Origin of the sequence: Parabacteroides caeci, from assembly GCF_023656795.1 — a bacterium.
Taxonomy (GTDB): Bacteria; Bacteroidota; Bacteroidia; order Bacteroidales; family Tannerellaceae; genus Parabacteroides; species Parabacteroides segnis.
Genome location: NZ_JAMOKT010000104.1, coordinates 1 through 13,958, shown reverse-complemented (window position 1 = coordinate 13,958; position 13,958 = coordinate 1). Strand labels below are relative to the sequence as shown.

At 44.7% G+C, this 13,958-nt stretch carries 11 protein-coding genes and 1 pseudogene; 9 read left to right on the top strand and 3 right to left on the bottom strand.

The features are described 5' to 3' along the window. Positions 1–244 precede the first annotated feature (244 nt). Positions 245–979, top strand: a complete 735-nt coding sequence (locus NBH15_RS27950) for an alpha/beta hydrolase (protein ID WP_441342885.1) — start codon at positions 245–247, stop codon at positions 977–979. 36 nt (positions 980–1,015) lie between these two features. On the opposite strand, the gene NBH15_RS27945 is transcribed toward NBH15_RS27950, so the two are convergent. Both NBH15_RS27945 and NBH15_RS27940 read right to left on the bottom strand, forming a co-directional pair. Continuing rightward, entirely contained in the window at positions 1,016–1,336 is a 321-nt protein-coding gene (locus NBH15_RS27945) for a YbjQ family protein (RefSeq protein WP_010801405.1), read from the bottom strand. A gap of 10 nt (positions 1,337–1,346) precedes the next feature. After that, entirely contained in the window at positions 1,347–3,605 is a 2,259-nt protein-coding gene (locus NBH15_RS27940; RefSeq protein ID WP_244050366.1) for a GH92 family glycosyl hydrolase, read from the bottom strand. 166 nt (positions 3,606–3,771) lie between these two features. Between NBH15_RS27940 and NBH15_RS27935 the strand changes: the two genes are divergently transcribed. From NBH15_RS27935 to NBH15_RS27915, 5 genes are all read left to right on the top strand, one after another. Next, positions 3,772–3,990 carry a sigma factor gene (locus NBH15_RS27935; RefSeq protein ID WP_250824102.1) on the top strand — a complete coding sequence of 73 codons (219 nt, stop codon included), beginning with the start codon at positions 3,772–3,774 and terminating at the stop codon, positions 3,988–3,990. Positions 3,991–4,044: 54 nt separating this feature from the next. Further along, complete coding sequence (locus tag NBH15_RS27930; RefSeq protein WP_128134000.1) at positions 4,045–4,365, top strand: PG0215 family putative anti-sigma factor; 321 nt, start codon at positions 4,045–4,047, stop codon at positions 4,363–4,365. Positions 4,366–4,445: 80 nt separating this feature from the next. Continuing rightward, positions 4,446–4,724, top strand: coding sequence for a LysO family transporter (locus NBH15_RS27925; protein ID WP_007655885.1), 279 nt, complete (start codon positions 4,446–4,448; stop codon positions 4,722–4,724). Next, the gene (locus NBH15_RS27920; RefSeq protein WP_244050365.1) at positions 4,721–5,347 is read left to right on the top strand and encodes a LysO family transporter; all 627 of its coding nucleotides are present in this window, start codon (positions 4,721–4,723) and stop codon (positions 5,345–5,347) included. Before NBH15_RS27925 ends, NBH15_RS27920 begins: the two co-directional genes overlap by 4 nt. Before the next feature lie 36 nt (positions 5,348–5,383). After that, on the top strand, positions 5,384–5,980 hold the full coding sequence (locus NBH15_RS27915; RefSeq protein ID WP_128133999.1) for a restriction endonuclease subunit S domain-containing protein: 597 nt from the start codon (positions 5,384–5,386) through the stop codon (positions 5,978–5,980). A gap of 115 nt (positions 5,981–6,095) precedes the next feature. On the opposite strand, the gene NBH15_RS27910 is transcribed toward NBH15_RS27915, so the two are convergent. After that, positions 6,096–9,380 carry a S41 family peptidase gene (locus NBH15_RS27910; RefSeq protein ID WP_250824101.1) on the bottom strand — a complete coding sequence of 1,095 codons (3,285 nt, stop codon included), beginning with the start codon at positions 9,378–9,380 and terminating at the stop codon, positions 6,096–6,098. A 286-nt stretch (positions 9,381–9,666) separates the two neighbouring features. Here NBH15_RS27910 and NBH15_RS27905 point away from each other — a divergent pair. The 3 genes and pseudogenes from NBH15_RS27905 to NBH15_RS27895 form a co-directional block, all read left to right on the top strand. Beyond that, positions 9,667–10,060: pseudogene (locus NBH15_RS27905) on the top strand (aquaporin); the annotation flags it as partial. 130 nt (positions 10,061–10,190) lie between these two features. Further along, complete coding sequence (locus tag NBH15_RS27900; RefSeq protein ID WP_250824100.1) at positions 10,191–13,433, top strand: S41 family peptidase; 3,243 nt, start codon at positions 10,191–10,193, stop codon at positions 13,431–13,433. Positions 13,434–13,607: 174 nt separating this feature from the next. Beyond that, on the top strand, positions 13,608–13,844 hold the full coding sequence (locus NBH15_RS27895; protein WP_250824099.1) for an RNA polymerase sigma factor: 237 nt from the start codon (positions 13,608–13,610) through the stop codon (positions 13,842–13,844). The last annotated feature ends 114 nt before the right edge of the window (positions 13,845–13,958 follow it).

The following is a 13,958-nucleotide window of genomic DNA, read 5'->3' as shown; positions in this document are numbered from 1 at the left end:
AGAGAAGTTAAGCCCAACCACGTCGATGGTACTGCGTAAAAGTGGGAGAGTAGATAGCCGCCGTTTTAGAGTCACAGACTCCAAACAAATGAAAGGAATCAATCGTAAGGTTGGTTCCTTTTTTTATTTATAATAATATCATTTATCTTTGTCCGAAAATCAATGCTTTATGATCAGGTCTTATATCTTATTAGTTTTTCTTTTGGTCTCTTCGGTTCTTTCTGCCCAGAAAGAGATTGTTTATATGGAAGAGAAAGATGTCCCTTATCGAACTACAGGTGATCCTTATGGTTTGGAACGCTGTAAGCTGGATATTTATTATCCGGAAAACAGGAAGGATTTTGGAACTGTTGTCTGGTTTCACGGAGGCGGTTTATCCGGTGGAAGTAAATTTATCCCGGAAGAGTTGAAGAACTGTGGTTTGGCTGTTATTGCTATAAACTACCGCTTATTGCCGAAGTGCAGTATTAAAGATTGTATTGATGATGCAGCAGCTGCGGTAGCCTGGACTTTTAAAACGATAGAGAAATACGGAGGTAGCCGACAACGGATATTTGTTTCAGGCCACTCTGCCGGTGGTTATTTGACCAATATGATCGGATTGGATAAGAAATGGCTTCAGGTCTATTCTATAGATGCTGATTCTATTGCTGCATTAATACCTTTTAGTGGGCACGCTATCAGCCATTTTGCTTATAGGGAGTCTTTGGGCATGAAAGAAACGCAACCTAGTATCGATGAATATGCTCCGCTTTATTATGTGCGTCCGGATGCTCCTCCTTTGATTATTGTATCAGGCGACCGCGAAATGGAAATGTTGGGGCGTTATGAAGAGAATGCTTATTTCTGGAGAATGATGAAGGTGGCCGGGCATAAAGAGACTTATATCTATGAATTGGATGGATACGATCATGGCTCGATGGCGACACCGGCTTTTCATATACTAAAGAACCATGTCAGAAGAATTTTAGGGGAATAGAAACAGATGGGGGACTTTTATCCCCCATCCGTAATTTTATTCATATCGAACTGCGGTACCGGCAGCTGTAACCATCAGCATGCTTCCGCTTCCTCCTACAGTTTCATAATCCAGATCGACAGCAATAACGGCATTGGCTCCCATTCGTGCAGCCTGCTGGCTCATTTCCTGTAAAGCCGTTTCTTTTGCTTCACGCAATACGCTTTCATATGAACCGGCTCGTCCGCCTACTATATCGCGTATTCCGGCAAAGAAATCTTTGAATACGTTTGCTCCTATAATTGTTTCACCGGAAACGATCCCGTAATATTGGGTAATCTTTTTCCCTTCGATGTTGTTTGTTGTAGTCAGTAACATAATTTTCTTTTTATGGATGCGTATTGGTCATTTCAAATACGAGTTTGCCGCCTTTCGCCATCTCGGCATGTGAGAAGAACGGGGTTTCGAGCTCCTTTCCATTCAAAGTAACCGTCCGAATATATTTGTTTTCCGGACTGTTGTTTTTAACCACGATCTCGAAAATGCCGTCTTTTACGTGAATTAAGGCGCGATCTACCATCGGACGGCCCAATGTGTAAACCGGAATACCGGGAGCAACCTGATAGAATCCCAGGGCACTCATTACGTACCATGCTGACATCTGTCCGCAGTCTTCATTCCCGATGATACCGTCAGGCTTGTTTGTATAGAACTCGCGCATGATATAATCCAGACGTTCCTGGCCTTTCCATGGGGAATCTGTCCAGTTATACAGGTAAGCCATGTGGTGGCTCGGTTCGTTTCCGTGGGCATACTGGCCGATCAGGCCGGTGATGTCGCCGGATGCATGTTCGCCGTCAACCTGTGAAGAGGTAGTAAACAAGGTATCCAGACGTGTTTCCAGTTCTTTTTTGCCACCGATGGTAGCAATGAAGTTGTCCATATCGTGCGGAGCAAAGAAACTCCACTGGAAAGCATTTCCTTCCGTATAATCGCTTCTCATATGAGCCGAATAACGCGGATTGAACGGCGTACGGAATGAGCCGTCACCCATGATCGGACGCATCATTTTTGTTTCCGGGTCCAGATAACGTTTGTAATATTCTCCTTTGGCAGCATAAGCCTGAGCTAATGAATCCAGTCCTGCTTTGGCAGCGATCTGCGAGATACACCAGTCTTCGTAAGCCATTTCCAGTCCCCATGAAACGGATTCAGGAACAGAGTCGGCAGGAACGAAGCCATATTTCTCTTTGAAGTACGGATGGAGGGTAATCAGATCCAACTCACGTGTCCCTTTGAACTTTTCTGCCAGGTCTTCACGGTATACGGAAGAACGAGCACCGGCTTCTGCCCATGTTTTCAGGTCACCGTCTGCCAGGTCTTTGGAAACCAGGTCAGCCAGAACAGATACAGCCGGGTAGGCGACCATACAGCCGGTATAGCTTGAAGCTAGCGGCCATTTGGGAAGAATACCACCTTCTTTATATCCTTGTACCAACACTTTACCCCAGTCGGCAGCCAGTTTCGGATTGATGATCGTCATCAGCGGGTGAAGGGCACGGAAAGTATCCCACAGGGAGAATACGGAATAATTAACGTATCCCGGTTCCGCCTTATGCACCTTTTTGTCCATACCCAGATAGCGGCCGTCTACGTCCTGATAAGCGAACGGTGCGATCATCGTATGATATAATGCCGTATAGAAGTTGACCATTACGGTCGGGTCAGCGCTCTGAATTTCTATTGCGTTCAGGGCATCGTTCCATATTTCAGCCGATTTGATGCGGGTCGCTTCGAAATCCCATCCTGGAAGTTCTGCTTCCAGATTCTTTTCGGCTCCGTCAGTATCAACCATGGAAAGGGCTACCTTTACGTACAGAGGTTCCGCCTTTTCCGGGAACTTATAATGGAATTTCAGGTCTTCTTCCGTATTGATGCGCAGGAACAAAGAATCCTGACGTAATTTGCCCCCGATATATTGGTAAACGGTTTCGATTGGCTCAGAGAAAGTAATCCGGTAAGAAACCGAATGGAAATGTGCCCATCCCTGTGTACGTACCGTACCTTCTACCGTCGAGTCGTTAACAAACAGGTAACTGTTATCTACCAGTTTGTGTCCCCAGTTCGGTTGCAGGATATGTCCCAGGTCGAGCATGACGCGGCGGTCTTTGGGATTATCGTAAGTATATTTATGAAAACCGACCTTGTCGGTACTCGTCAGTTCCACGTTTACACCGAAGTTATCCAGACGTACGGCGTAATAACCCGGAGTCGCTTTTTCGGTATCTTTATTAAAAAGTCCGACCGGTTTGATCGAATCGCCTCCGGAGAAAGGCAATAGAGCCACATCACCCAGGTCGCCGATACCGGTACCGGAAAGGTGTGTATGACTGAACCCATAGATTTCGCGATCGTCATAATGGTAACCGCTGCTGGCATCCCAGCCCATGATATGTGTATCCGGACTGACCTGTACCATTGCAAACGGGCGGGTGGCACCGGGGAAAGTATGTCCGTGGAATCCGGTTCCTATGAACGGGTCGACATACTTGATTTCGTCACTTAATAACCCACTGTTGGGAGCCGGCTTGCATCCTACCAGCAGGCAAAGTAAAACTGCCTGAAAGAATAAGATCGTTTTCTTCACTGTTTATTTTGATTTAGTTTAAAATTAGCGGACTAAAACTATTTAATTAGCACAGCTACAAATATAGTGAAAAAGAACTATATACAGATCTTTTTCCTCTCATGAATGAAAAAAGTCACAAAAAACTGCAACCTTTTACCGGGCTGTCTCGTCTAATATAACAGAGATGAAAACAGATGAGTTCATAACAAGGATATTGCCTTTAAAAGACAACCTGTTGCGGGTTGCTTACAGGATCACCGGAAATGCAGAGCGTTCCGAACAGATCGTTCAGGACGTGATGTTGAAGGTCTGGGGAGAACGTGCCGCCTGGATTGTGATAGAGGACATTCCATCTTATTGCCTGATGGTGACACGTAATATGGCGCTGGATACTATTAATTAGCAACGGAAGCGGACAGAAAGTTTTACCGTCAGATAACTCTTTTATAGAAATAATATGGATTATAACCGTATTACATCGTTATTAGACAAATACTGGGAATGTGCGACCACCATTGAGGAAGAACGGGAGTTACGTCACTTTTTCTCGTCAGACGCATTACCGCCTGAGTTGCGTCCTTATAAGGCATGGTTTCTGACACCAGGAGCAGAGACACTGCCACCTTTAGGGAAAGAGTTTGACTTGAAGGTGTTACAGCAGATCACCCGGGAGAAAAAGCTACGCCGCCTCCGTCTATTTTATTCTTTTTCGGCATTGGGGCTGGTCATACTGGTTCTTTTGACAATCCTCTTGCTGACATCTTCTTTTATGTTGTAAAGTTGCTGTGTTTAATATGAAGCCTTGCGGATTTGTTCTGCAAGGCTCTTTCTGTTACCTTTGCGGAAAAATAACAAACTATGTTCACGGTAATCGGAATCATGTTCGGAGGCATCGCCGTAGGATATCTATTGCGCAAAGTCGAACTGCTGCAAAAGATAGGCAAACCTATTTCTTATACGATCCTGCTATTGTTGTTCCTGCTGGGTATTTCGGTGGGGGCCAACGATGCTATTGTAAACAACCTGACAACATTAGGCGGACAGGCTTTCCTGATCGCTCTGGCCGGAACGACCGGAAGTGTTTTAGCCGCCTGGGGAGTCTATCATTTCTTTTTTAAGGAAAGGAGGAGAGAATGAAAGGGAGCCTGATTGTAGTCGGTTTCTTCGCGCTGGGCTGTATTCTCGGGTGGAGCGGGTATCTGCCGGAGGTGGTCGTTAAGAATGATATCACCATGTATGTGCTTTACTTGCTGATGTTTCAGGTCGGGCTGAGTATCGGGAGTGATAAGAAGCTGAAAGATATATTGTGTAGTATCCGTCCCAAGCTGTTGCTGGTTCCGTTGGCTACTATTATCGGGACGCTGACGGCGTCGGCTTTGGTGAGTTTACTGATTACCAAATGGAGTGTGTTCGATTGCCTGGCGATAGGAAGTGGTTTTGCCTATTACTCCTTGTCTTCTATCCTGATTACGGAGTTGAAAGAGGCTTCACTGGGTGTACAGATGGCGACGGAGTTAGGAACAATCGCATTGATCGCCAATATCATCCGTGAGATTATGGCTTTGCTGGGAGCTCCCCTTTTTGTCAAGTATTTCGGACGATTGGCTCCTATCTGTGCCGGTGGTGCCACGACGATGGATACAACATTACCGATTATTACGCGTTATTCAGGAAAGGATCTGGTATTCGTTTCTATCTTTCACGGCATTCTGGTCGATTTTACGGTACCGTTTTTTGTCTCTTTTTTCTGTTCAATATAAAAATACTGTTGGTTAACAAATAGAGTAGGAGCCTTTATGAAACACTTACTGATCGTTCTATTGCTGATAGTCTCATTCGGTGTAACCGCTCAACCGGCACGAAGACTGGAAAAGCCGGCTGCGGATGGTCCTATCCCTGTAGGACAAGCTGTTTTTTACGGTGAATTTGTTCAGCGACTGAAGAAATTCAAAAGTGGCGGTTATCCTCAGGATATCCGGTTGATAAATATTGAAACGAACGAGGTGCTTGTTTTCCGGGTGAAGTCGACCTTTAAGACTTCGAAAGAAAATCAATTCTGTTACCTGATCGAACCGGGAACGTATGCAATCTTGAATTATTGGTGGACCGAAAGCAAATGGTACGGTGGCCGTTCTTATATGGAACCTATTTATAAGGGGGAAGATTCCATTCAGGAAACCGAACGGAAAATAAAAAGCAAAGAACAACGCCCCGATGAATTAGTCCTGTTCAAATTCACTGTCGCTGAAAATACATTGAATTATGTTGGAACATGGCATTTCGAGAACTCCCCCGTTTTCTTCACCAACGACAAGGAAAAAACTGACGAAGAAATGCAGGCTAAATACAAAAAACTTGATTTTCGGTCTTCCCGCACGGCTATACCGGATTAATCGTTATTCTGTTTATCTGTAATAGCGACCTGTTTGTCGGGTATAAAACGGGTATAAAAGAAGGAGGTTGTATCAATAAAAACTTTGATGCAACCTCCTTTTTATGTTCTGATTCTTATTTCTTTACCGTCTGCAACATAACTTTCACGGCTTCTTCCAGTTGATGGTCTTCACCTTTCAACTGCGATTCCGGTGTGTTGTAGATTTCGATATCCGGTTTCAGTTCATGGTTTTCCAGGTAATTGCCCTGCATATCCTGAACGCCTACCTGTGGAATACCGAATACGATGGACGGGTCGATCTGTGATTCCCACCATACGGCAGTCATGGTTCCCGGGACAGGAGTACCGATTAGTTTACCGATACCCAACGTCTTGTATACCCAAGGGAAACCATGTGCATTCGAGTAGTTGTCTTCGCAAACCAGTACGCACGACGGTTTCAGCCATTTGTTGAACGGATCGCTGCCGATGTACTGCCCGCGAGGCATGAAACGTTGGTACTCTTTGCCACTCAACAGGGTTGCCAGGTCGTCGTGCAACCAGCCTCCGCCGTTATGACGGGTATCTACAATCACCGCTTCCTTATTACGGCAACGTCCCAGCAGTTCGGAATAGACTTCGCGGAAACTTTCACTGTTCATGCCCTTAACGTGTACATATCCGATCTTGCCACCGGACAGTTCATCCACTTTTTTGCGGCAGTTTTCTACCCAGCGTTTGTACAACAGATTGGACTGTTCGCCGTAAGAGATCGGTTTCACCTGTTCTTCGAAACGTTCTTTTGTTGCCGGGTTGTAGACGGACAACAGTACTTTCTTTCCGGCTTTGCCGCTCAGTAACGGATAATAGTTCTCACCGCTCTTGATAGGTTTCTCATTGATCTTTTCAATGATGCAACCCGGTTTGATCTTCGTATCAGCTAATGTCAACGGCCCTTTGGCTATAATCTCGGCAATCTTTAATCCGTCGCCGGTATAGCTGTTATCGTAGAATGCACCCAGGCAGGCTGTAGCCGGAGCGGATGACGATGAATAATACCGAGCACCGGTATGTGAACCATTCAGTTCGCCCAACAGTTCGGACAACATTTCCTGGAAGTCGTAATTGTTGTTGATATGCGGCAAGTAACGGGCATATGCTGTTTTGTATCCTTCCCAGTCGATGCCGTGGATAGTCGGATCGTAGAATTTATCTTCCACCTGACGCCATATATGATTGAAAATATATTCGCGTTCCTGCGGCGGGCGATAAGAAAATTCAGCCTTGAAGGGGATACCTTTGGTTTTGCTGTCTTTGATCTCCACCTTTTTCAGCTGGCCACCGGATACCAGGAACAGGTTCTCACCCTTCTTGTCGGCAAACATTCTTCCGCCACCGACACCTTTTATCAGTATTTTGGTTGAATTTTCCTTGAAGTTACGTTCCCACAGGTCGTAACCGCTTTCGAAAGCTGCACAATAGTAGAGTTTGTCTCCTTTCGGTGTCAGTACGGCATCACCCATATTCGAAGAGTTGATCGTCAGGCGAATGACGCGGTCTTTACGGTTTTCCAGATCAAATTTCAATGGTTCGACAGGCTTGTCCGCATCGTCTTTCTTGTCTTTATCATCTTTCTTTTTGTCATCTTTTTTAGCTTTGGAATCCTTTTTATCCTCCTTTTTGTCGTCTTTCTTATCCTTGTCTTTGTCCTTATCTTTTTCTTCATCTTCAGCCAGGGCAAGTTCTTCCTTGCTCAGGCGGAATTTGTCGTATGCTTCGGCATCGAAAAACATGATATAGGTATCATCCTGTGCACCCCAACTGCCGTGGCTACGGTAACCGGCACGGTCGGACGACCAGATCATGGCTTTACCGTCGAGCACCCATTTCGGATTACCATCAGAGTATCCGCTTTCGGTCAGGTTGGTAATATCTCCGCTGCCATCCGCCTTTACCAGGGCAATATCCTTATTGTTCCATCCGCCGATAGCGATATATTGCACCAGGAACCATTTACTGTCGGGTGACCATTGATAAGTCTGGTCGCCGTCGGCATACGAATAATTGTATTTGCCATCCAAAACAGTACGTACTTGCTTGCTTTTCAAATTGATGACGCGTAAAGTGGTACGGTCTTCCAGGAATGCTACTTCTTTACCGTCAGGAGAATAAGTAGGCTGGAAAGAAGTCTTGTCGGTAACTACCAGCGGTTCTTCCTTGATCTCTTGTGCGTAAGTAAAATATTTGTCGTCTTTACGAACCAGGCTGCTTTGATAAATGCCCCATGTCTCGCCGCGTTCAGCCGAGTAAACCAATGAACGGCCGTCAGGACTGAAATCTATATTACGCTCTTGCTGCGGCGTATCGGTGATCTGACGGGTTGTTTCATATTCAACCGATGTAACATATACATCTCCTCGTACGATAAAGGCAACCTCTTTCCCGTTCGGAGAGACAGCGATACTGTTTGCCCCGTTCGACATCAGGCGATGAATCAGATTATTCTCGGTCTGGTCGGAGATGATGTTCACCTTTACCTTAGCGGGTTGTCCGCCTTCTTTAACCGTATAGATCTCACCGTCGTAGCCATAGCACAAAGTCCCGTTCTTGTCGGAAGTCAGGAAACGGACCGGGTGTGTCGTATGGTTTGTTATCTGTTTGCCGCTCTTGCCGGTCAGGTCATTCTTAAAGATATTGAAACTGCCTTTTTCTTCACTCAGATAGTAAAAGGCATTTCCGTCCGGAGACCATACCGGATCGCGGTCTTCTCCACGGAAAGAGGTAATCTTTTTGAATGTACGGTCATTATCTAATGTACATAACCAGATATCGCGGGTAATGGAGGATTGGTGGTGTTTGCGCCAGGGATCCTCATATCCTTTGAAATCGTTATACAACACCTGTTTGCCGTCTTTGCTGAATGCCAGATTTTCCATAGCCAGCGAGGAGAATAATTCCGGGCGTCCTCCTTGGGTGCCGACCTGATATATCTGGGCGAACAGGGAAGAAGGGAACTGACTGTCTTTTACATCCTGCTGGATAGAAGCTGAATAAAGGACATGGTCGTTGTCGCTGAATGTTTCCGGATATTCGTTTGCCGAATGTACGGTCAATTGCGTAGGGGCACCTCCTTCTTTATTCATGATGAATACATCGAAATTTCCGTTGCGGTCGGAAGCGAATGCGATCTGTTTTCCGTCGGGCGACCAGACCGGACGTGTGTCGTGGGCCGGATGGGTTGTCAACTGGGTAGCTTTACCACCTGTGGTCGGAACGGTATAGATATCCCCTTTATAGGTAAAGGCGATCATCTCCCCGTTCGGAGATATTGCCGGATAACGCATCCATAGCGGATCGTTCTCTGCAAATGCGGACCCTGTCAGCAAGAGGGCCGATGTTAAGATCAGTAATTTTTTCATGCGTTTATTAATTTCCGTAAAAATACGAGATTATTTTCATACAAATGTCATATTTAACATATTCCTAATAAAAACTGTTCCGGGGATATAATTCAACAGCACGACAAGAGATCGTATTCCTTCCTCTTTTTTATGTTCGAAAAACGGAACTAAAATGCCGAAACAAAGCAAGATAAGCGAATGTTTTATAAATGAAGTATAGTCAATAAGGCGAGATAGTTTATTTATTCCTATACAAATACTATTTAAAAACAAATTTAGGTCACTAATGAAAAAGTATGTAGCAGAAATGATCGGGACGATCATCGGCTCGTCCATCCTGTTTATTTTGGCTAAAGATTCCGGTTCGACGACAACATTGACCGGAGTAAACGGCTACCATGATCTTGTTCCGGCCTTTGTGGCAGAAACAGTCTTTACATTCATCTTCTTACTGGTGGTTTTAGGTTCAACATCCAAAGGTGCCAATACCAAGTTTGCCGGTATCGCTATTGGTTTTGATCCATATTGTTTGTATTCCTATTACCGGAACATCGGTGAATCCGGCACGTAGTATCGGTCCGGCTTTGTTCCAGGGAGGTGAAGCTCTCTCACAATTATGGTTGTTTATCGTAGCCCCATTCCTGGGAGCGGCTATCGCTGCATTCGTCTGGAAAGGGATTGATACGGAAGAAGCATAATCCTTATATATTATATTTATATTTTATTCCCCCGGCAGGTTATACTGTCGGGGATTTTTCTTTTAACAAAATGATATTGCCGTACCATGTAATTTTTTACCTTTGCCTGTAGACTAAACTAAAATATAACATGAACAAGAAACTTATTCTTTCCTTGCTCGCTTTAGCCGGTGTTCCTGCCTTGATGATGGCGGCGGATGATGCACGCCTGTTGCGTTTCCCGGCAACGAACGGTAATGAGATTGTTTTCTCATATGCCGGCGATCTTTATAAAGTTCCTGCAAAAGGAGGTGAGGCTCAACGTCTGACCTCGCATGTCGGGTATGAGATGTTTCCCCGTTTTTCACCGGATGGTAAAACGATCGCTTTTACCGGACAGTATGACGGGAACACGGAAGTGTACACCATTCCTTCTACTGGTGGAGAACCCTTGCGAATCACTTATACGGCAACCAATAAGCGCGATGACCTGGGCGACCGTATGGGACCGAATAATATCGTAATGAACTGGACTCCCGACGGTACGAATATTGTTTACCGTAACCGGATCAGCGACGGATTTTCCGGTAAACTTTATACTGTAAATAAAGACGGTGGCCTTTCTGAAGTGATTCCTTTGCCGGAAGGCGGTTTTTGTAGTTATTCACCCGATGGCAAGCGTTTGGCATATAATCGGGTAATGCGTGAATTTCGTACCTGGAAATATTATAAGGGAGGTATGGCTGATGACGTGTGGATTTATGATCCGGAAAAACAATCAGTCGAAAATATCAGTGATAACCCGGCACAGGATATTATCCCCATGTGGATCGGCGATGAAATATTTTATATTTCCGATCGCGACCGTATTATGAATATCTTTGTCTACAATACAAAGACCAAACAAACGAGAAAAGTAACCGACTTTACGGAATACGATGTTAAATTCCCGAGTGCCAACGGTAATACGATCGTATTTGAGAACGGTGGTTATATCTATAAGATGGATGCCGGTACAAAAAAGCCTGAGAAGGTGAATGTGACGCTATCATCCGATAATATTTATGCCCGCAGTGAAATAAAGGATGGTTCCGGATATCTGACTGAAGCGAGTGTTTCGCCGGATGGTGAGCGTGTGGTGGTTACAGCTCGTGGCGAAGTGTTTAATGTCCCGGTAGAAAAAGGCGTGACAAAGAATATTACCCGTTCGCCTGGACAACATGACCGTGAAGCGCAATGGTCGCCTGATGGAAAATATATTGTTTATATTTCGGATGGTACGGGCGAAACAGAACTTTACCTTCAGGATGCCACTGGTGGTGAACCTGTTCAATTGACAAAAGATAACGATACTTATATCCGTTCTTTTGAATGGAGTCCCGATTCAAAATCAATTGTTTATACCGATCGTAAGAACCGGGTAAACCTGCTTGATGTAGCCGGAAAGAAAACAACCGTATTGTTTCAGAACCCGATGGCAGAGATACGTGACGTAACCTTCTCACCGGATAGTAAATGGTTGACTTATAGCCGTCCGGCGGAAAACCAGGTAAGTATGGTGTATGTTTATGATATTGCTGCACGTAAGGAATATCCAGTTACGGATAAATGGTACGACTCTCATTCTCCTGCCTTTAGTACAGACGGAAAATACTTGATCTTCGCCTCTTCACGTGACTTTAATCCGACTTATGGCTCTTTGGAATGGAACCATGTTTATAATAATATGGGCGGTGTTTATCTGGCGTTGCTTCAAAAAGATACTCCTTCTCCATTCCTTCAGAAAGATGCCGAAGTAAAAGTTGCTAAAGAAGAGACGGCTAAGAAAGAGGATAAAAAGAAAGAAGATAAAGATAAGAAAGATGTTTCGACTGAAACCGTTGTAAAGATTGATCAGGAAGGTATAACTGACCGTATTATCAAACTTCCTTTACCGGGCTCTTACTATGGCGGTTTTTATTCGGATGGTGAAAAAATCTGGTATTATGGTCGCGGCGGAATAAAAGTGTACGATTTGAAAAAGCAAAAGGAAGAAACTGTTGCTGACGGAGCTTCCATGTCTGTTACACCGGGAAGTAAAAAGGCTCTTTTCTATAAAGGAGGACAGATCTATGTGACCGACATACCTTCCGGCAGTGTTGATTTGAGTAATGCAGTCGATCTTTCCAATATGAAGATTACGGTGGATTATCCGAAAGAATGGGCACAAATATTCGATGAGGCATGGCGTGCTTACCGTGATGGTTTCTATGTGGAGAACATGCATGGTGTGGATTGGAAAGCGATCAAAGAAAAATATGCCGTTCTTCTTCCTTACGTGAAGACTCGTCTGGATCTGAATTATGTGATCGGTGAAATGATTGGCGAACTGAATTGTGGCCATGCTTATGTGAATCCGGGTGAACTGGATCGTCCGGAGCGTGTGCAGACCGGTCTGTTGGGTGCTGAGATTTCACGTGACAAGAGTGGATTTTTCCGTCTGGAAAAGATATTACCGGGAGCATCCTGGAGTAAAGACCTGCGTTCTCCGTTGACAGAGCCGGGTATCGAGGCGAAAGCCGGAGAGTTTATCGTGGCTATCGACGGGATTCCGACTAACAGTGTAAAGGATATGTATTCTTTGTTGGTTGGTAAAGCCGGTATCCCGACAGAACTTTCATTGAACAGCAAGCCTGAATTAGGGGGAGCTCGTAAAATTGTGATCAGTCCGTTGGCTGAAGAATATTCGTTGTATCATTACAACTGGGTACAGGATAATATCAAGAAAGTGGATAAAGCGACTAACGGTCGTGTGGGATATATCTATATTCCGGATATGGGCGTAGACGGTTTGAATGAATTTGCCCGTTATTTTTATCCGCAGTTGGATAAAGAAGGTCTGATCATTGACGACCGTGCCAATGGTGGTGGAAATGTCTCTCCGATGATTCTGGAACGTCTTTCCCGTGAACCGTATCGTCTGACCATGCGTCGTGGTTCGAACCATATCGGTACTGTTCCGGATGCCGTACAGGTGGGTCCGAAGGTTTGTTTGATCAATAAATATTCTGCATCGGATGGCGACCTGTTCCCCTGGGGATTCCGTGCTTTGGGACTGGGTAAGCTGATTGGAACCCGTACCTGGGGTGGTATCGTCGGTATTAGCGGCCCACTGCCTTACATGGACGGAACAGATATCCGTGTACCTTTCTTCACCAGCTATGATCCGAAGACGGGGCAGTGGATTATCGAAAACCACGGTGTAGACCCGGATATCCTGATCGACAATGATCCGGTTAAGGAATGGAATGGCGAAGACCAGCAGCTGAACAAGGCAATCGAAGAAGTAATGAAAGATCTTCAGAACCGTAAACCGTTGGCTCCGGTTCCGGCTCCGAGGGATTTCAGCAAGTAATGTTGAAGTAAAATATGGAAGAAAGGATATCTCACAGCATGGGGTATCCTTTTTTCATTTACATGCTTAAATTACTTTTTTACTGACAGAAGAACATGTAATAAATTGATTTGCCGATGAATGAAGTTTATTATTTTATATATTTGTGACCGTTAATATGGAAATGGAGAAAGCATGCTAGAGGAAAGAAGATTATTGAAAGAGTTAACCGAAGGATCAGAGTTTAGTTTTAATGCTCTGTACAACCTATGGGCCTCCAGACTTTACCATTTTGCGTTCTCTTATTTGAAATCAGACAGTGCGGCGAAAGATGTCGTGCAGGAAACATTTGTAAAGATCTGGTCTAATAGAACGAGTATTAATCCGGATGCCTCTTTTAAGGCTTATTTATTTACTATCTCCTATCACTAGTGTCCCGTTAAAATCGGGACGAGTTATTAATTAATCAAATAATCCCGGAATAAGGGGATTAAATTGTTCTTTGACATCATTGAAATTAGTCTTATTAAACAGCTCTTGTAAATG